At 62.6% G+C, this 19,519-nt stretch carries 17 protein-coding genes; 2 read left to right on the top strand and 15 right to left on the bottom strand.

The window, feature by feature from the left end; all coding sequences use genetic code 11:
- Nucleotides 1-8: 8 nt before the first annotated feature.
- The 5 genes from FA04_RS28965 to FA04_RS28945 are packed head-to-tail and all read right to left on the bottom strand — an operon-like array spanning nt 9 to nt 4,725.
- Nucleotides 9-758, bottom strand: coding sequence for an electron transfer flavoprotein subunit beta/FixA family protein (locus FA04_RS28965; RefSeq protein WP_064817059.1), 750 nt, complete (start codon nt 756-758; stop codon nt 9-11).
- A gap of 32 nt (nt 759-790) precedes the next feature.
- Entirely contained in the window at nt 791-1,648 is an 858-nt protein-coding gene (locus FA04_RS28960) for a sugar phosphate isomerase/epimerase family protein (RefSeq protein WP_034801584.1), read from the bottom strand.
- A gap of 2 nt (nt 1,649-1,650) precedes the next feature.
- A complete protein-coding gene (locus FA04_RS28955) occupies nt 1,651-2,799 on the bottom strand; it encodes a dihydrodipicolinate synthase family protein (protein WP_034801582.1) in 1,149 nt (382 codons plus the stop codon).
- 7 nt (nt 2,800-2,806) lie between these two features.
- A complete protein-coding gene (locus tag FA04_RS28950; RefSeq protein ID WP_034801580.1) occupies nt 2,807-3,586 on the bottom strand; it encodes a 3-ketoacyl-ACP reductase in 780 nt (259 codons plus the stop codon).
- Nucleotides 3,583-4,725, bottom strand: coding sequence for an acyl-CoA dehydrogenase family protein (locus tag FA04_RS28945; protein WP_034801577.1), 1,143 nt, complete (start codon nt 4,723-4,725; stop codon nt 3,583-3,585). Before FA04_RS28945 ends, FA04_RS28950 begins: the two co-directional genes overlap by 4 nt.
- Nucleotides 4,726-4,880: 155 nt before the next feature.
- On the opposite strand from FA04_RS28945, the gene FA04_RS28940 reads away from it, so the two are divergent.
- A complete protein-coding gene (locus FA04_RS28940) occupies nt 4,881-5,897 on the top strand; it encodes an aldo/keto reductase (RefSeq protein WP_034801575.1) in 1,017 nt (338 codons plus the stop codon).
- Nucleotides 5,898-5,930: 33 nt separating this feature from the next.
- On the opposite strand, the gene FA04_RS28935 is transcribed toward FA04_RS28940, so the two are convergent.
- From FA04_RS28935 to FA04_RS28925, 3 genes are read right to left on the bottom strand one after another with little or no spacing between them, the layout of a single operon-like run.
- Nucleotides 5,931-7,190 carry a glycerate kinase type-2 family protein gene (locus FA04_RS28935; RefSeq protein ID WP_034801573.1) on the bottom strand — a complete coding sequence of 420 codons (1,260 nt, stop codon included), beginning with the start codon at nt 7,188-7,190 and terminating at the stop codon, nt 5,931-5,933.
- Nucleotides 7,191-7,236: 46 nt separating this feature from the next.
- Nucleotides 7,237-8,010 (bottom strand): enoyl-CoA hydratase/isomerase family protein, encoded by a 774-nt coding sequence (locus FA04_RS28930; protein WP_051659588.1) that lies wholly within the window; start codon nt 8,008-8,010, stop codon nt 7,237-7,239.
- The gene (locus FA04_RS28925; RefSeq protein WP_034801571.1) at nt 8,007-9,578 is read right to left on the bottom strand and encodes an acyl CoA:acetate/3-ketoacid CoA transferase; all 1,572 of its coding nucleotides are present in this window, start codon (nt 9,576-9,578) and stop codon (nt 8,007-8,009) included. Before FA04_RS28925 ends, FA04_RS28930 begins: the two co-directional genes overlap by 4 nt.
- Before the next feature lie 135 nt (nt 9,579-9,713).
- Between FA04_RS28925 and FA04_RS28920 the strand changes: the two genes are divergently transcribed.
- Nucleotides 9,714-10,532, top strand: a complete 819-nt coding sequence (locus FA04_RS28920; RefSeq protein ID WP_034801569.1) for an aldo/keto reductase — start codon at nt 9,714-9,716, stop codon at nt 10,530-10,532.
- Between the two features lie 53 nt (nt 10,533-10,585).
- Here the strand turns inward: FA04_RS28920 and FA04_RS28915 are convergent, their stop codons facing one another.
- The 7 genes from FA04_RS28915 to FA04_RS28885 form a co-directional block, all read right to left on the bottom strand.
- Nucleotides 10,586-12,181, bottom strand: coding sequence for a GMC family oxidoreductase (locus FA04_RS28915; RefSeq protein ID WP_034801605.1), 1,596 nt, complete (start codon nt 12,179-12,181; stop codon nt 10,586-10,588).
- Nucleotides 12,181-13,677: an aldehyde dehydrogenase family protein gene (locus tag FA04_RS28910; RefSeq protein ID WP_034801567.1), complete on the bottom strand. Its 1,497-nt coding sequence runs from the start codon at nt 13,675-13,677 to the stop codon at nt 12,181-12,183. The genes FA04_RS28915 and FA04_RS28910 overlap by 1 nt, the downstream gene beginning before the upstream one ends.
- 22 nt (nt 13,678-13,699) lie before the next feature.
- Complete coding sequence (locus tag FA04_RS28905; protein WP_034801565.1) at nt 13,700-14,734, bottom strand: zinc-dependent alcohol dehydrogenase; 1,035 nt, start codon at nt 14,732-14,734, stop codon at nt 13,700-13,702.
- 10 nt (nt 14,735-14,744) lie between these two features.
- The gene (locus tag FA04_RS28900; protein ID WP_034801563.1) at nt 14,745-15,686 is read right to left on the bottom strand and encodes an ABC transporter permease; all 942 of its coding nucleotides are present in this window, start codon (nt 15,684-15,686) and stop codon (nt 14,745-14,747) included.
- A gap of 7 nt (nt 15,687-15,693) precedes the next feature.
- Complete coding sequence (locus tag FA04_RS28895; protein WP_034801561.1) at nt 15,694-17,199, bottom strand: sugar ABC transporter ATP-binding protein; 1,506 nt, start codon at nt 17,197-17,199, stop codon at nt 15,694-15,696.
- A gap of 8 nt (nt 17,200-17,207) precedes the next feature.
- Nucleotides 17,208-18,173, bottom strand: a complete 966-nt coding sequence (locus tag FA04_RS28890) for an ABC transporter permease (RefSeq protein WP_034801603.1) — start codon at nt 18,171-18,173, stop codon at nt 17,208-17,210.
- 78 nt (nt 18,174-18,251) lie between these two features.
- The gene (locus tag FA04_RS28885; RefSeq protein ID WP_034801559.1) at nt 18,252-19,361 is read right to left on the bottom strand and encodes a sugar ABC transporter substrate-binding protein; all 1,110 of its coding nucleotides are present in this window, start codon (nt 19,359-19,361) and stop codon (nt 18,252-18,254) included.
- Between the last annotated feature and the right edge of the window lie 158 nt (nt 19,362-19,519).

Below are 19,519 nucleotides of genomic sequence, written 5' to 3'. Positions count from 1 at the left end.
CTTCCTAATCAGAGCACGCCGGCTTCGACTTTAAGCTTTTCGACGAGCTCGGCGACCGACTTGACCTTGATGCCGGCCTTGCGGCCCGACGGCTCCTCGGTCTTCAGCACCTTGAGGCGGGCAGCGGTGTCGACGCCGAAGTCGGCCGGCGACTTCTTGTCGAGCGGCTTCTTCTTCGCCTTCATGATGTTCGGCAGCGAGGCGTAGCGCGGCTCGTTCAGGCGCAGGTCGGTGGTGACGACGGCCGGCAGCTTGATGTCGATGGTCTGCAGACCGCCGTCGACTTCGCGCGTCACGGTTGCCTTGCCATCGCCGATCTCGACCTTGGAGGCAAAGGTGCCTTGCGCCCAGCCGAGCAGGGCGGACAGCATCTGGCCGGTCTGGTTCGAATCGTCGTCGATTGCCTGCTTGCCCACGATGATCAGGCCCGGCTGTTCAGCCTCGGCCACACCCTTGACGATCTTGGCGACAGCGAGCGGCTCGACCTGGTCTTCGGTCTCAACCAGGATGGCGCGGTCCGCCCCCATGGCGAGCGCGGTGCGCAGCGTCTCTTCGGCCTTGGCCGGACCAACGGAAACGACGACGACTTCCTCAGCCTTGCCGGCTTCCTTCAGCCTGAGCGCTTCTTCGACCGAGATTTCGTCGAAGGGGTTCATCGACATCTTCACGTTCGCAAGTTCGACGCCCGAACCGTCTGCCTTCACCCGGATCTTGACGTTGTAGTCAACGACCCGTTTGACGGTGACCAGGATCTTCATGTTTGCCTCCCAAATCGTCAGCAGCCAAATCGTCAGCAGATTGTGCGGAAGCGTTCGACCATTACGTCGAGGACTTCGCCCGGGTCCCGCTTCCACCAGTTGTTTGCGGAAAAGATCTCGACCTCGCAGGGACCCGCATAACCCGCGTCTTCGACGCTCCGTCGCAGCGTCTTCAGGTCAGCGACCCCATCGCCCATCATGCCGCGATCGAGAAGCACGTCGCGCGTGTCGGCAAGCCAGTCGCAGAGGTGATATCCGAAGATCCGCGCGGCGCCCGCGCGCTGCAACTGGGCTTGGATCTCGCTGTCCCACCACACATGGTAGACGTCTATGGCGACGCCGAGATTGGTCGCCCCGACCACATCACAAATATCGACGGCATCCCGCAGCGTCGTCAGGCAGGACCGGTTCCCCGCATAAACAGGATTGAGCGGCTCGAGCGCCAGCTTGACGTTGCGGCCGGCGGCATAGGGCGCAATCTCGCCGACGCGATCGGCGACGATCTTCAGGCTCTCTCCCGTGCCCTTGGTTCCCGGATGCACGCCGCCGACCACGATCGTCAGCACCGGTGCTCCGAGCCCCGCTGCCATGTCGATCGATGACTTCGCCTCGTCGATGACCCTTTGCCGATCGACAGCTTCCGCACCGACGAGAAACGGTGTGCGGCAGAGACCGGCAATCGAGAGGCCGCATGCCCGCGCTCGTTCGCCGATTTCAATCGCGCGCGAGCCGATCTCGCGGCGCCAGAAGACGATCGAGCCGAAGCCACGTTCCGCACAGGCGTCGATAACGCGCTCGGGCGACCAGCCCGCCCCATGGCCATCGAGGTTGTGCCCGAGGCTGGCGGTGTTCAGCGCCAGGGCGGAATGGTCGGTGGTGAAATCACGCATAGCTACGCTCCATAGAGCGCAAGCAGCTTCTTCATCCGATCCACGGCAAGCGCCGGATCCCGCAAGAGCCCGCATTGGTCAGCGAGCCTGAACAGCTCGACGAAGTAAGGCAGCGGCCGCATGGCCTGCGCGCCATTCAACATCACGAAGTGATCCTGAAAGCCGTTCAGCCAGGCAAGGAAGACGACTCCGGTCTTGTAGTACTGCGTCGGCGCCCGGAAGATCAGCCGCGCGAGCGGCACGGTCGGATCAAGCGTTGCGCGAAAGCCTGCGCGATCCCCTTCGCCAAGTCTCTCCACCGCGTAAGCCGCAGCCGGGGCCAGGGGGTCGAATATACCGAGCAAGGCATGCGAAAATCCTTCGCTGTCGCCCTCGATCAGTTCGGGATAGTTGAAGTCGTCACCCGTGTACATCTTAACGCCGGCAGGCAGCCGGCGGCGCATGACGATTTCCTTCTCCTTGTCGAGAAGGGAGATTTTTATGCCGTCGACCTTGGCTGCATCTGCGTTGATGACGGCAAGCGCGGTCTGCATCGCCGGGTCGAAATCCCTGCTGCCCCAATAGCCGGCGAGCTGCGGATCGAACATCTCGCCCAGCCAGTGCAGGATCACAGGCGCGTCACAGGCGGCCAGCACATCGGAGTAGACCTTGACGTAATCGTCCGGTCGCTCAGCGACCCGCACCAGGGCGCGAGACGCCATGAGGATAAGTCGCCCGCCGACCTTCTGGATCGCCTCGACCTGTTCCAGATAGGCTCTCCGAACATCTTCGATACTCGTGACGGTCGCCGGGTCGAGATGATCAGTTCCGCAGCCATTGGCGACGACGGCGTCCGGCAGTTCTTCCCGCGTGCGGCGGATCAGTTCCAGAGCGCCCGGCCAGTCGAGGCCCATGCCGCGCTGCGCCGTATCCATCGCCTCGGCGATGCCGAGCCCGAGGCCCGCGAGATAGCGGCGGAACTCCATGGTTTTTTCCCAGTCAACGGCGGCGCGGCCGGACGGATCGCTGGCTGTGAACGGGTCGGCGACCACGTGAGCCGCGGAATAGACGACACGCGCCGGGTTCCTGCCAAGTGTCGCAGTCGCGATCGGCGTGCCGCTGAGGGCATAGTCGGACAGGCGTCCATCAGTATCGGGAAGCGCGATTTTCATGGGGACCTCAAAAGCGCGGGACGAGCATGCCGGCGTCAGCCGGGATCGTCATTCCAGTGGTGTAGGGAAGACGCCCCGCCGCAAGCGATGCGATCAGGGCACCGACTTCCTCGGGCCTTCCGACGCGCGGGAAGAGCGTGAGCCCCTCCTCAGCCCGCTCGCGATAGGCGTCGATGACGGGTGCGGTCATCTCCGTGGCGATCAGACCAGGCTGGACGTCGTAGACGGCGACATCTTCCCGTCCAAGCCGGACGGCGAGCGTCTTGGAGACCATCGCGGCTGCCGCCTTCGACGCGCAGTACTCCGACCGCTGTTCGGCCACCGCGACGGCATTCGACGAGGTGACATTGATGATCGAATGGAAGAGCGCCCCCTTGCTACGGGCGACAAGACGCCGGGCAAAGGCCTGGCTCAGAAAGAACATGCCCTTGGTGTTGACGGCGAAGCAGCGATCCCAGCTTTCCTCCGACACCTCCAGCATGTCGCCGCGCCTGAGAACGCCGACACCCGCATTGTTGACGAGCGTCGTGATCTGGCCCAGTTCGGCTTCAATCGCTGCGAGCGCGCTATCGTGGCCGGCAATCGCGCTGACATCGAAGGCCGCAGCCATGACCGGGACACAGTAAGCGGCGATCCGCTCGACTGCTGACGGCAGCTCGGCATCATCCGGCAGTCCGTTGAGCGCGACCGCAAATCCTTCCCGCGCCAGGGCTTCTGCGGCGGCAAGCCCGATCCCGCGCGAGGAACCCGTCACCAGTGCGACGGGGCGAGGCTCAGACCCGGTCATGCCCGTGCGCCCTTCTTCAGGAGTTCGCGCGCGATGATCATGCGCTGGATCTGGTTCGTGCCCTCATAGATCTGCGTGATTTTCGCATCGCGGTAGAGGCGTTCGACTTCGAATCCGCGAATGTAGCCGGAGCCGCCAAAGACCTGCACTGCATCGGCCGTCCGCTGCACGGCCACATCACCGGCAAAGCACTTGGCGATCGAACAGGCCTTGGTGGCGTCGGCGCCGCTATCGATCTTGGAAGCGGCCGAATGGACGAGCAGACGGGCAGCCTCGATGTCCTTCGCCATGTCGGCAAGGAGCCACTGCACACCCTGGAAATCAGCGATGGCCTTGCCGAACTGCTTGCGTGTCCCGGCATAGTCGAGCGCCGCTTCGAGCCCCGCCTGGGCGATACCGACGGCGAGCGCCGCGATGCCGACCCTACCCTTGTCGAGCACCGACATCATCATGTGGAAGCCGCGGCCTTCCGTGCCCAAGAGAGCGTCGGCCGAAAGCTTGACGTCGTCGAAATTCAGCGCGCCGACCTGGCTCGCCCGCTGTCCCATCTTGTGTTCCTTGGGCCCCTTTTCGACACCCGCCGCGTGCAGGTCGACGATGAAGATCGACATGCCGCGGTTTCCCGCTTCCTTGTCGGTCCTGGCCAGTACGAAGCCGTAGTCAGCGACTGGCGCGTTGTGGATCCAGATCTTGCCGCCATTGAGCCGCCAGCCGTTTCCGTCACGCTCTGCCGTGGTGCGGATGCCCGAAACGTCAGTGCCGGCTTCCGGTTCGGTGATGCAATAGGCGACCTTGGCGCGCATGCCGAGGATATTAGGCAACATCGCCTGCTGGCTTTCGGTCCCGTGGCGGACGAGCAAGGTCGAGATGAGCTCGATCAGGCCGCACTGGTCGGCAACGGATGCGTAGCCGCGGCTCAACTCCTCCATGACAAGCGCGTAAGTGAGCGTATCGAACCCCGGCCCGCCGAGTTCTTCCGGCACGCCGATGCCAAAAAGGCCGAGCTTTGCCATTTCATCGTAAAGCCCCGCTGGGAAGCGCTCCTCGCGGTCGAGCTCCTCTGCCATCGGGCGGATCATTTCGTCGGCAAAGGCACGCGCCATGTCGCGCACCTGCTCCTGCGTTTCGGTGAGATACATCTGCCTCGCCTCATCTCTAGTAACTATCTAGTTACATATATTCTGAAGCCGGATGTCGTCAAGACGAAAAACTTGGAGGCCGAAAAGGATGCTGCTTGCACAGCCGTTTAGGGCCATGCATACTATTCACCATTCAGTTACTTATGGAGGAAAACATGCACCCTGGGCAAAAGAGAAAATTCGGAAGGACGGAGCTGGAGGTGACCGCCTTCGGCTTCGGAACGGCACCCCTCGGCAACATCTTTCGCGAGATCGACGAGGCGACCTCGGAAGCAATGTTCGCGCGCGCCTGGGAGGCCGGCGTCCGCTTCTTCGACACCGCCCCGATGTATGGCCATGGCCTCGCCGAGCTGCGCACGGGTCATGCGCTGCGCTGGAAGGAACGTGACGACTTCGTGCTCGCCTCCAAGGTGGGCCGGCGTTTGCGCCCGGCGCGGCGCGACACGATCGATTTTGCCCCCTGGACGAATGCCGCACCTTTCACGATGCATTTTGACTACAGCTACGACGGGACGATGCGGGCTTTCGAGGACAGCTTGCAACGACTGGGACTGGAGCGCATGGACATGTGTTTCATCCACGATATCGACGCCTTCACGCGCGGCAGCGAGCAACCTGAAGTGTTCGAGCAGGCGATGGACGGCGCCTGGCGGGCGCTGGAAAGATTGCGAGCCGAGAAGGTCGTGAAGGCCATCGGTGTGGGCGTCAATGAATGGCAGGTCTGCGAGCAAGCGTTGCTGCGTCGCGACTTCGACTGCTTCCTGCTGGCGGGGCGCTATACGCTACTCGAACAGGATGCGCTTGATAGCTTTCTGCCGCTCTGCCAGGAGCGCGGCGCCGCCGTTGTCGTGGGCGGCGGGTTTAATTCGGGGATCCTCGCGACCGGCGCCAGGGAAGGTGCGAAGTACAACTATGCGCCGGCACCGCGCGAAATCCTTGAAAAAGTTGCAAGGATCGAAGCCGTCTGCGCTGCCTATAACGTGCCACTGGCCGCAGCCGCGCTGCAGTTTGTTGTCGCCCATCCCGCCGTTCCATCCTTCATGGCGGGTACGCGCACGATCGAACAGCTGGAGCAGAACCTGGCCTGGTTCTCGCATCCGATCCCGACAGATTTCTGGGCGGACCTGAAGCACAAGGGCCTCCTGCGCGACGACGCGCCCGTTCCGGCCTGAGCAACGCCGAACCCGCGCCGGCAACGGCGCGGGTTAGCGGATCAGGATTGCCCTGAAGTCGTTGACATTGGTTCCGGTCGGCCCGGGAACGAACAGGTCGCCGAGATGATGGAAGGCCGTCCAGGCGTCATTGTCGGCAAGCAGGGCCGAAGGATCGCACCCCAGGTTGCGCAAGCGCGCCATGCTCTGCCCGTCGGCAAAGGCGCCGGCATTGTCTTCCGAGCCATCGATGCCATCGGTATCGGCGGCGATTGCGGAGAAGCCGATCCCGTCGGCCGCAAGAGCGAGGGAAAGCAGAAACTCCGTGTTGCGCCCGCCCTTGCCGCCGCCTTTGATCGTGACGGTGGTTTCTCCACCCGAAAGAATGACGACAGGGCGCGAGAACGGCCGGCCGCGACCGGCGACTTCACGCGCAATGGCCGCGTGAACGCGCGCGACATCGCGAGCCTCTCCTTCGATCGAATCGGAGAGGATGACCGCGGGAACGCCAAGTGACGCAGCGCGGGCGGCGGCGGCCTCCAGCGAGAGGTTCGCAGACGCGATCACCCGGACCTCGTTCCTCGTAAAGACCGGATCGCCTGGGAGAGGCGCCAGACCTTCGTTGCCCTCCAGCCATGCGGCAACCCGCGCCGGAAGGGCAATGCCCCAGGTCTTAACCAGGTTACGTGCCAGCGCGCGATCCGTCGTGTCCGGGATGGTCGGCCCGCTGGCAACCTGCGCCGGATCGTCACCCGGCACGTCCGACACCACCAAGGTGACGACCTTTGCCGGATGGCAGGCGGCCGCAAGACGACCGCCCTTGATACCCGAGACCTGTTTGCGGATGGCGTTCATGACAGAGATCGGCGCGCCACTTGCAAGCAGGGTCTGGTTGAATAGCACCTCCTCTTCCAGCGTAAGCTGGCCCGGCGGAGACGGCAGCAGGGCCGAACCGCCACCGCAGATCAACGCAACGACAAGGTCATCTTCGGTAAGATCGCGCACAGCCTCGAAAAGCGCATCTGTTGCCTGCAATCCGGCTGCATCGGGCACGGGATGGGAGGCCTCAAGTACGCGGATGCGCGTGCACGGGGCGGCATAACCATAGCGCGTGACGACAACGCCTTCGAGCGGACCGCGCCAGAGCCTTTCGAAAGCGGCGGCGAGCTGGGCCGCCCCCTTGCCCGCCCCAATGACGACGGTCCGTCCGCGTGGCTGGCTCGGGAGATGGGCGCGCAGGGCATTTTCCGGGTCCGCAGCCTCGATCGCAGCGCGAAAGAGGTCTGCGAGGAATTTTTTATCGTCAGATTTCATGAGACACCGCCATCAAGGGCCGGGTCACCGGGAGAACGGCGCCGACCTATCGGTTGAACTTTGGCGAACGCTTCTGACGGTAGGCCGCAAGCCCCTCCATTAGATCGCTCGAGGCTGCTGCCACCGCGCCAGCAAGCGCCTCAACCACGCGTTCGCTCTCTTCACCCTCGGCCGCATTGATCAGCATCTTGGTGAGTTCCGTCGCCCGCGGCGAACGTTGCAGCACCCGCTCGGCAGCGACTTGTGCTGCGGCAAGCCCCTCGCCTTCTGCAACCACCCTGTCGACAAGCCCGAGCGACAGCGCCTCCCCGGCACCGTAGGCCTCGCCGAAAAGCGCCATGCGTCGCACCAGCTGGGCTCCGAACCGGCGCGAGGCGCGTTGCGTGCCCGACCATCCGGGGATGATGCCAAGCCCCGGCTCCGGCTGGCCAATCTTCACATGCGCCTCGGCTATGCGCAGGTCGGCACAGGCGGCGAGTTCCAATCCGCCGCCGAGCGCATGCCCGTTCAAGACGGCGATCAGCGGCACGGAAAGGCGCGCCAGCGCATCGAAGGCGTCGTGGCCATCACGCAGCCAGCGACGGGAAAACATGTCGGCGTCGAGACTGCTCCACGCATCGATGTCGCCGCCGGCGCAGAAGGATCTTTCGCCTTCGCCCGAGAGGATGGCCACACGCGCATTCGAACGCTCGATGGCGCGGCAGGCCTCAACAAGCGCCTCCACCATGTCCGCATCGATCGCATTCAGCTTCTCCGGACGACGGAGCGTCAGCCGCGCGATGCGATCAGTGACGACCAGTTCAATCCGCGCATCACTCACAGCGAAAGCCCCATGGCTTCGGGGCGGAACAGGGCGCCATCCATCCGCTTCAGCGTCTTTGAAACCCGAAAGGGCGTTGCCGCCTGATCAAGCACGTCCCGTTGAAGGTCGAGACCCGGCGCAACTTCGGTGACAACGAGCCCCTCGCTGTCGAGACGGATGACGCAGCGCTCCGTGACGTAGCTGATGTCCTGCCCTTGAGCGCGGGCGCGCTTGCCGGAGAAGCTCACCTGATCGACCTTCGGCACGAACTTGGCGATGCGCCCCTCCTTGTCGATCACGAGCCGGCCATCGTCGACGCGCATCTTGGCGCCGGCATTGAAATTGCCGGAGAACACGATCTTCTTTGCGCGCGACGTGATGTCGACGAAGCCGCCGGCGCCTGCCGTGCGGTGCGGGGTGGCTGCAAGACGGCTGACATTGACCGAGCCCTCGGCGTCGATTTCCAGGAAGGACAGCAGCGAGCAGTCAAATCCGCCCGCCTGGAAGTAACAGAACTGATGCGGCGAGGCGACGAAGGCTTCGGCGTTAGATGCACAGCCGAACTTGAAGTCGAGCAGTGGAACACCGCCGACAGCGCCCTGTTCGATCACCCAGGTGACCTTGCCGTGATGCCCTTCCTCGATGAGTATCCGTGGCACGTTGGCTGATATGCCGAAGCCAATGTTGACTGCCCAGCCATCCTCGAGCTCCTGCGCCACACGTCGAGCAATCACCTTGCCGACGTCCAGCGCCGGCGTGCGAAACGTCTCGAGCGGCCGGAAGAGCTCGCCCGAGATCGCCGGGTCGTGGGGCGTTGCCGTCGTCTGCAGCTGATCCGGCGCCTCAACGATGATGTCGACGAGGATGCCGGGCACGCGCACATCGTGGGGACGAAGGGTGCCACTTGCCGCCACCCGCTTGACCTGAGCGATCACAAGACCGCCGGAATTGCGGGCTGCGAGTGCCATTTCCATCGCGCCGAGCGTCGCCCCTTCCTGTTCGAAGGTCAGGTTGCCCTTCTCATCGGCGGTCGTTGCGCGAATGATCGCCACATCGGGGCGGATGGCCGGAAAATGCAGCCAGTCCTCGCCCTCGAACGACACGCGCTTGACGATCGGTTCAGCCCGCGCGCGGTCATTCATGGCACAGCCATCCTGTTCGGGATCGACGAAGGTCTCCATCCCCACCTTCGTCAGCACGCCCGGACGCTTGGCAGCACCTTCACGCAGCATGTCGAAGACGATGCCGGAGGGCACGTTAAAGGCGGCGAGTTCCTCCTTCAGGATCATTTGCCAGATGAGCGGCGGCTCGGCGTTGCTTGGCCCGGAGGGATAGGAGCCGCCGATTATCTTCACCAGCATTCCGGGCTTGGCGATGTGATCGACGCCGCGCGTCCCGAAAAAGTCGCCGGCGGCGATCGGGTGAATGGAGGTGAGGCCGCGCGGATGGCCTTCGCTGTCAAAGCGCTCGCCGAGCGCTTTCAACACCGCATCGGGGCAGCAAAGGCCGGACGAAGAGTTCACGGCGACGACCGAGCCATCCTTGATGAGCCGCACCGCCTCCTGCGCGCTCTTCACCTTCTTCATCGCCTGATCCTCCGTTTTTCATTGCCTGAAGTAACTAACTAGTTATATGTTAATTCGCGACAAGACAAGCCGGCCGGCGCGATTTTCGAATGACCGGCATTCGACGCCAGCTCGGCAATCGACCAAGGGGGAGGCATGAACATCTACTTCCAGAAGAGCTTTCAGCGCGGCTTTGGCACGTACCCGCTGAAGGGGGACGAACTGCGACGAGCGATCGAGGCCGCTATCGACGTCGGCTATCGTGCCTTCGATACGGCGCAGATGTATGGGAACGAGGCTGACACCGGCGAAGCACTGGCGGAATGCGGCGTTCCCCGTTCTGAACTCTGCATCACCACGAAAGTGCATCCGGACAACTACACGGACGAGACGTTTCTCCCCTCGGTCGAGACGAGCCTTCGAGCCCTGAAGACCGATTGCGTCGACGTTCTTCTCTTGCACTGGCCGCCGGCCCACGGAGAGATCGCCCCCTCGCTGCGCATGCTTCGATCCGCGCTGGAACGAGGGCTGACGAGATCTGTCGGCGTGTCGAACTACACGGCGGCCATGATGCGGGAAGCGCGGTCCATCGTCGACGTTCCGCTCGTGACCAATCAGGTGGAATTCCACCCGCTACTCAACCAGGAGAAACTGCTCGCGGCCGCCGCGGAAACAGGAATCCCGATCACCTCCTATGCGTCGATCGCCCGTGGAGAGATCTTCAAACACGGCCTTTTTTCCGAGATCGGCGAGACCTACGGCAAGTCCGCAGCACAAGTGGCGCTGCGCTGGATTATCCAGAAAGGCGTTCCGCTCAATACCATGTCCACCAAGCCGGCAAACATCCGCGCGAACTTCGAGATCATGGATTTCACTCTCTCGTCGATCGACATGCAAAGGATCGACGCGCTGACGGCCACCGGTTACCGCATCATCAAACCAGGACAACTTCCCTGGGTTCCTGAATGGGACTGATAGAAAAAGGGCGGCCCACGAGCCGCCCTTTTTTTTACGATCGGCCAGCCTGATCAGGCATTGCCGCGGATCATGTCTGCGGCCTTTTCCCCGATCATGATCGTTGCCGCGTTGGTGTTGGACCCGACAAGGCTCGGCATGGTGGAACTGTCGCAGATGCGGATGCCGTCAAGCCCGTGCACGCGCAGTTGCGGATCGACCACCGACATCTCGTCGCGCCCCATCTTGCACGTGCACGTCGGATGATAGGATGTGCGGCCGTACTGGCGGGTATAGGCGACGTAGTCCGCTTCCGTGCGGACATCCCGGCTCGGGAAGTGCCTCATCTTGATGTACTTCTCCAGCGAAGGCTGAGCGAAGATCTCCTGACTGATCTTGACGCCTTCGACCGAGATCTTCACGTCTTCGGGGTCGGCAAGGAAGTTCGGATCGATGATCGGAAGATCGCGCGGGTCCGCTGAGCGAAGAGTGACAGTCCCACGCGACTTCGGGCGCAACGTGTAGGAATTGAGCGTAATGCCGGAGGAACCCTTTGGCACACTGGGCACGCCGGCTTCCGCGCCGGCGCCGGCGAGGAAATGGAACTGCAGATCCGGATAGGGACTCGTCTTGTCGCCGTACCAGAATGCCCCGCCCTCAACCACGTTGGAGGTGATTGGGCCGGAGTTAAACAGTGTGTATTGAAGACCCGCCCAGATCGACCAATGCAGCTTGTTGTACTTGTCGAGGCTGTCGTGATCTTTCAACTCCGCGACGATATCGACGCCGAAATGGTCTTGCAGGTTTTCGCCGACGCCGGCCAGATCCTGGATCACATCGATGCCGTGGCTGCGAAGTGCTGCGGCAGGACCCACACCCGAAAGCATCATCAGCTTCGGCGTGCCGATCGCACCCGAGGTCAAGAGCACCTCGCTGTCGGCGCGCGCGGTCATCCGCTTGCCATCGACCTGATAGTCAACGCCGACGGCGCGTCGCCCTTCAAAGACGACACGCAGCACGAGCGCCCCGGTGATGACCGTGAGGTTCTTGCGCTTCAGGGCCGGCCTGAGATAACCGACCGCTGCAGAGCAACGGCGGTTGTTCCGGGTTGTTGTCTGGTAGACGCCAGATCCTTCCTGGAGCGGACCATTGAAATCAGGATTGTAGGGTATGCCGAGTTCCTGGCAGCTTTGCACGAAGGCGCGCGTCATGCGCTGCGGCTCGGGAATGTTCGACACACCGAGCGGGCCGTCCGTTCCGTGCCATGTGCCCGAGAGGATCGTATTGCCCTCGGAGCGCAGGAAGTACTTCTGGATATCCTTGAACCCCCAGCCGTCAGCCCCCTCCTCGACCCAGCGGTCGTAATCACCAGGATGCCCACGCGTGAACACCTCCGCATTGATCGAGGAGCCACCGCCGAGCACCTTTGCCTGGGCGTAGAGGATTTCACGGTTGTTGGCGTGTTTCTGGGGCGCGGTTTTCAGTCCCCAGGTCAACGGACCGGCGGTCATCTTGGCAAAGCCGACGGGCATGTGGATCAGCGGATGACTGTCGCGCCCGCCGGCCTCGATGAGGCAGACGCGCGCCGACGGATTTTCAGAGAGTCGCGCCGCCAATACGCAACCGGAGGAACCGCCTCCGACGATCACATAATCATAGCCTTGCGACATCATGCAATCCAATGCGAACGCTTGCCGATCTCGACGTGAACGGACTTCACCTGCGTATACTCCTCAACCCCGTAGACGCCGGCCTCACGGCCCCAACCGGACTGCTTGAAACCACCGAGCGGCATCTCAGGGCCACCCGCCATGATCGTGTTGACCCAAAAGCGGCCGGCACGCACTTTCCGTGTCACGGTCAGTGCCTTGTCGATGTTCTTCGTCCACACGCTCGCCGCCAGGCCGTAGACCGTATCATTGGCGAGCTGGATGGCTTCCTCGACCGTGTCGAAATGCATGGAGCACAGAACCGGGCCGAAAATCTCGTCGCGCGCAATCGCCATGTCGCGGGAAACGCCGGAGAAAAGCGTCGGTGCGATGTACTGGCCGTGGCCAAGATCGATCGTCTCGCCACCAGTGAGAAGCTTGGCGCCTGCCGCCTTGCCCTTGGCGATATAGTCCAGGATCGTGGCGTTCTGGGCCTCAGTGGTGATGGCGCCCACCTGGGTGCCTTCGTCCAGGGGATCGCCGACCCGGATCTTTTTCATCTTCTCGACCAGGAGTTTTTCGAACTCCGCCGCGACAGAACGCTCGACGATCAGGCGCGACGACGAAACGCAGCATTGTCCGGTGTTGAAGCTGATGCCGAAAGCGGCGCCGTCAGCGGCATCCTCAAGGTCGGAGTCGGCAAAGACAATGATGGGGTTTTTGCCACCGAGCTCGAGGCCCAGCTTCTTGAAGTTGCTGTCGGCGGCAGCGTGGACGCAGGAGCGCCCAACGGCCGTCGATCCCGTGAAGGAAAGCATGTCGACGTCAGGATGTTCGGCAAGCGCCTGCCCGATCGAGCGGCCGGAACCGGTGACGACATTGTAGACGCCGGCAGGCAGGCCGGCTTCCGCCAGAACCTCGGCCAGAAGCAGCGTGGTCACGGAGGTGACTTCAGACGGTTTCACCACCATGGTGCAGCCGGACGCCAGGATGAAAGGCACGCGCTCGCACAGGATCAGGAACGGGAAGTTCCAGGGCGTGATCAGGCCGATGACACCGATCGGCTCGCGCAGCACCATACCGAACAGGTCGTCACCGAGCGAATTGAAGCTGTCGCCGTGCAGGAGGCGGGCGGCACCGGCGCCGACCTCGAAACAGGCAATGCAATGATCGATCTCGCCGCGCGCCTGCGAGATCGGCTTGCCGTTTTCGAGCGTCTCCCAATAGGCGATCTCGTCCCGGCGGCGACGCAGGATTTCGGCGACGCGCAAGAGAACGCTGGCGCGCGCAGCCCCGGAAAGCCCGGACCAGCGGCGGTCCTCGAAGGCATTGCGCGCCGCAGCTACCGCCGCGTTCAGATCATCGATCGTGCAGCGAACGGTGCGCGTGACCGGCGTACCATGGCCTGGCGAGGCGCGTTCGAAGTGGTCGGTCCCTTCTTTCCACTGCCCGTCGATGAAGAACCCGAAGCTGCGCGCTGCGGACGGGGGAGCAAGAAACGTCTTCGTCTGGTCCATCTGGTACCTCCACTTCGATAGTTTACGCCGCGATGGCGATCTGGGTCTTCAGGTGTTGCGGCCGCTCGCCGATCGTCTCGAAGGCTTCCTGAATGGCCTCCAGCGGATAGCTTGCCTTGGTGAAATCCTGCGTGCGGAACCGGCCATGCGACAGAAGCGTGAGTGCGTCGTGCATATCCTCGCCCATCCCGGCAACAGAACCTTTGAGGCTCCCTTCTTCCAACACCGTTCGCAGGCTGTCGAGAGCTACGGTCTCGCCGGGCGGGGTGATGCCGAAAAAGGCGACATGGCCGCCGCGTCGCGCAAGATCGAATGCCTGTTCGTAGAGCTTCCGGTTGCCGACGCTCTCGATCACGAGATCCGCCCCGCGTCCGCCGGTCATCTTGTGAACCACGGCTTTCAGTTCGGTTGGATCCGACACCGCCGCATCCGCCCCGGCCTCGATCGCCATGCGGCAACGGTCTGGCGAAAGGTCGGCGACAATGATCGGCGCCGCGCCGACAAGGCGCATCATCTGCACATGCAGGTTTCCGATCGGTCCGGCGCCAAAGATGAGGACCGATTGGCCGAACGTCGCCTGCGCCTTGCGCGCCGCACGAACGACGCAGGCGACCGGCTCCGTGAGCGCAAGCACCGCATCGGCGATATCAGCCTGAACCGGGATCGCCAGTCGCGCCGGAACCGCTACATATTCGGCAAAGGCGCCGTCCCGACCGATACCGACCTGCGTAACCTCGGCGCAGTTCAGAACCTCGTTGCGACGGCACCAATAGCAGCTGCCGCAGCCGATGTTGATATCGACCACCACGCGTGCTCCGGCCGCAAGATGGCGGACGTTGGCGCCAAGCTGGGCGATCGTTCCGCAGAACTCGTGTCCTGGGACGAGCGGAAGCCGGTCAGCCGCGTAGTGGCCGTTGAAGATATGAATGTCAGTACCGCAGATGCCCGTGCGCGCGACCCGGACGAGCACATCGTCCGGTCCGACGATCGGCATGGCGACCTCCCGAACCTCGAAGCGTTTCGGGGCAGTGAGCACGGCGGCGCGCATGGTCGTCATTGCAACTCTCCTACTTCACGGTGCGCAGCTTGGCGCGGTCGATCGTCAGGGCAATGGCAATGATCAACACGACGCCGAAGACGATCTGCTGCCGGGTCGCGTCGATCTCGAAATACAGCATCGACGATCGGATGACCGCAACGATCAAAGTACCGACCACGGTGTTCATCACGCCGCCGACACCGCCCGTCAACGGCGTGCCACCGACCAGCACGGCAACGATTGCCGGCAACAGGAATCCATTGGCGATCGTCGGTGCGCCGCCGGAGAGCTTGACCGCAAAGAGCAGGCCGGCAATGGACGCAAGTGCACCGGAGATCGCGAATGCAAGGATCTTGTAGCGCGCAACATCGATACCGGACGCGGCGGCGGCCAATTCGCCGGCACCGACCGCCTTCAAAACGCGGCCGAGCGTCGTGCGCCGTTCGATGAAGAGGCAGAGGGCCACGAGCCCCGCGGCAATCAAGAGTTCGTTGGGGACGCCCCAAGTATGACCAATCATCCAGCCGAAGGTTTCGTTGCGCTGAGCGGCGTCCATGTTGAGCGCGCGCTGACCCGAAAGCCACTGCGCAACCGAGAACGCAACGCCGCCGACCGCAAGCGTGGAGATGAAGGACGGCACGAAAAGCCGTGTCGTCACAAAGCCGGATAGCGTGCCAAGGAGAAAGCCGGCAACGACGCAAAGTACGGCAACCCAGGCACCGAGCGAGGCAAGGTAAACCGAGGCGATGACCGTCACCATGTTCGCCATCGACTGGGCCGACAGGTCGATGCCGCCGATATAGATGGCGAAAGTGAGACCGAGCGCCATGATGAAGAGTGGCACGATGTCGCCGGCAATGCCGAGAAGGTTCGTGGGTCGCAGGAAACCGGGATCGGTGATGCCGACGACGGCGACGAGCACCAGGAGCGTTATCCAGGGAAGGTGCGGTTTGAGGCGCTGAATATCCATTGGTCCCTCAGATCATGTAGTGCAAAAGGTCATAGGGCGTGGGCTTGGAACCCGGTTCGCAGGCGAACTGTTTCTGGATGCGCCCGTCCTTGACGACGATGATGGTGTGCGAAAGGCCGATTGCCTCTTCCAATGTGTCGGCAACCAGCACGATGCCGACGCCCGCCGCACTCATGGCGCGGATCATGTCGTAGACATCTTCCTTGGCGCCGATGTCGAGACCGCGCGTCGGATGGTCGAGCAGCATGATGTCGGAACCGGCCGAACGCCACTTGGCCAGAACCACCTTCTGCTGGTTTCCGCCTGAAAGATTGCCACAATCCGCAAACTCGGAATGGGCCTTGATCGACAATTTCTTGATCCATTCACGGGCAAGCGCCCGCTCCTCGCCGACGCGCAGCACACCACCTTTCGAGCGGTGTTTCATCTGCGAAAGCGTCATGTTTTCGTAGACGTTCATGCCAGCAACAATGCCCTCGATCTTGCGCTCGCGGGGCACATAGCCGACGCCACGAGAAACCGCGTGCCGCGGTGAAAGATCGGTCGCATCGCCTCCCTTGATGCGGAGACGGCCGGTGCTCGGCGTCAGCATGCCGTAGATCGTCCTGAGGATTGCCTCGCGCCCCGAACCTTCCGTACCGACAAGACAAAGCACTTCACCGGCATGCAGCTTGAGCGAGATGTCCTGGATGCGGCCAGGAAGGCCCACCTGGTCCATCTCGACGAGTGCCTTTGCGGCGTCGAACGGCTTTTGCAGATGCTCGCGGTAATATTGCTTGTCGACATTGCGACCGACCATCTTGTGCTGGATGGCCTCGGCCGGGGCAGCACCGCGGTCGACGACGTCCACGACCTCACCATCCTTCATCACGTAGATGCGATCGGAAAGTTCCATCACCTCGTCCATGCGATGCGAGACGAAGATGAACGAGGCCCGCGTCACCAGTTCCCTCACAAGCTTGAACAGCAGCTGCACCTCTTCCTTTGAAAGAACCGAGGTCGGCTCGTCGAGCAGGATGACAAGATCCCCCTCCACGCGCTCTTCGAGCGTCAACACCTTGGCAAGCTCGACGAGCTGACGTTGGGCAAAGGAAAGCTTCGACGTCACCATCGCCGGATCGATATCGAGTTTCACCTTGGCGAGCTGACGGCGTGCGGCTTTCGCCATAACCTTCCAGTCGACGACACCGAAGCGGGTGAACTGTCGTTCATAGCCGAGGAAGATGTTCTCCATGACGGTCAGGTTCGGGATCAGCGACTGCTCCTGGAACACCATCCCGATGCCCTTCTCCATCGCCTGGCGCGGATTGGCAAAGCGAACGGGCGTTCCGTTGATGAGGACCTTGCCGCCATCGGGCTGGTAGGCGCCATAGATCACCTTCATCAAGGTGGATTTGCCGGCGCCATTCTCCCCCACAAGTCCGACGATCTCGCCGCGCTTGATGTGGAAGTCGATTGCCTTTAGCGCGTGAACGCCGGGGAATTTCTTGTCGACAGCCTTGAGCTCGTACATGGCGTGCCTCACTTGACGAAGGAAAGCATCTTGCGGTCGGTCGAAAGCACGACGGCAAGAATGACGAGCAGGCCGAGCATGCCGTCCTGGATGAAGTCGGGCAGGCCGATGACGACCATGCCATTGTCGATGACGTTCACGATCAGCACGCCGACAAGTGCGTTCCAGACGCCGCCGATGCCGCCCCAGAGCGCCACGCCACCGACAACGACCGACGTGATGGAGACGAACATGAAGTTCGCACCGGTCACCGATTCCGCCTGGCCGATGCGCGCCACCACGAGGATTGCGGCAATGGCGTAAAAGACGCCGGCAAGCGCAAAGCCGGTCACGCGAACGCGGGTAACATTGAGGCCCGAGGCATGCGCGAGATCCTCACCGCCGCCAACCGCGTAGAAGTTGCGGCCAAGCGTGGTGTGGGTCTGAATGAACCAGGCAACGACGAGGAAGAAGGCAGCGACGTAGACCATTAGCGGGAAACCCAACAAACGCACCGTCAGCAGGCCCCGAAAGGTCGCATCGCTTACTTTGACGATGTCACCGCCGGTGAGCAGGATCGCGGCCCCCGTCCCGACGAAGCCCATGGCAAGGCTCGCCATGAAGGACGGTATCTTCAGCTTCACATGGACAAGCCCGTTTAGCAGTCCGATCACGCCGCCGAGAAGGAGAACAAGCGGAATGGCGACCCAACCGGAAGGGGCGAGCGAGCCACCGAAATGGGCAAAGATGAACGCAAAGGCCACGGCCGTGAGGGAGACCGTTCCCTCCATCGAGAGGTCGATCGATCCCATGACGATGATGAAGGTGACGCCGACGGCAACCATGAGTGCCGGAGCTGCCGCAATCGCGATGCGGGCGAAGTTCCGCGAGGAAAAGAAAGTCGGGTTGAGCGCGGTGAAGAAGATCACCAGTGCAATCAGCACCAGAAGCGGCGCCCATTTGATCAAGGTTTCGCGCGATAGGCGACGTGTCACGTCAGACACCCCTCTTTTAGAAAGTCACAAGGGGAACGGGGCGGCGGCACACAGGCTGCCGCCCAGCTGGTCGAAAGTTCAGTACTGGATCTGGCCGTTGGACGGCCCCCAGAAATCCGTCCAATTGTAGGTCGGGACGGAGTCGAGATACTTCGCCTTGAACTCGGCGGCATCCTTGGCCGTGACCAGGATCGTCGGGCCGTAGAACTCGCGGTGTTCCTTCGGCTCTTCGGACGGCTTGAAGCTGCCGATCGCCGCGTGATAGGCGAGTGCCGCGCTGATGCCGCCGCCCCAGTGCGGGTTGGTGAAGACGGTCGCCAGGAGCTTGCCGTCCATTACCATCTGCACGGCCTCCGGATTGCCGTCATAGGAAACGATCGGCATGTCCTCGATACCCTCGGCGCGCAGGGCCTCGATGACACCATAGGCGATGTTGTCGTTGGCGCAGTGTACGCCCTTGATCTTGTCGCCGTAGCGGGTCAGGAACGACGCCATGAGGGCCGCACCCTTCTGCGTGTCCCAGTCGGCCGGCTGCGCATCGAGCAACTCGATGTTCGGGAAATCTTTGAGTGCGTTCTTGAGGCCGTTCAGGCGCTCGACTGCCGGGTTGTTGGCGGCGATGCCACCGAGGTGCACCACGCCACCTTCACCACCCATCGCCTCAAACAGGATCCGCGCGGTCTGTTCAGCAGGCTTCTCATCCGACCAGGTCATATGGGAAACGTAGTTGTCGCCGAAATCCCAAGGATGCAGGTCGTCGGTCTTGTTCCAGATCGTTGAAATGTAGGCGCCCGCTGCCTGAACCGCCTCGACAACGGGTCTGGCGTTGGGGCTGTCATTTGCATCGCAGGCGATCGCGCAATTGCCGTTGTTCTTGGCGAGAAACGCCTTGATGTCGGCGAGCGACTTTTCCGTCGACCCCTCGTTGATCAGGCTGACGAGTGCGCTCTTCGGCTTGCCGAGCGATTCCACGAAAGCCTCGCCCCCGGAAACGACCGAATTCCAGTAGGCAGACGCCCGGTCGCGATAGCTCCAGGCAATTGCCGGATCCGTCAATGCTGCCTGCGCCGTGCCGCGACCGAACGCCATCGGCACCGCCATGGCGCCAACGCCGGCTGCAGCGGCAAACAAGAAGTTGCGACGGCTTACCGTCTCGCGTTCGATAAAATCCTTAATAAAGGTCGACATGCCAATCCTCCCATATCCTCGGTGAGCGTTCCCCGTCCCACACGGGTTGAAAATGCAGGTTCGCAGGTGGCGGCGCACGCTTGTCGCCCTGGCCTCCTCCGGCCTCGTCAGTCCCACTTAACGCACTAACTAGTTACTTCTTTACAAAACCCCGAGTC

The organism is Ensifer adhaerens (assembly GCF_000697965.2).
Classification (GTDB): Bacteria; Pseudomonadota; Alphaproteobacteria; order Rhizobiales; family Rhizobiaceae; genus Ensifer; species Ensifer adhaerens.
This window is presented reverse-complemented; position numbering and strand designations above follow the sequence as displayed.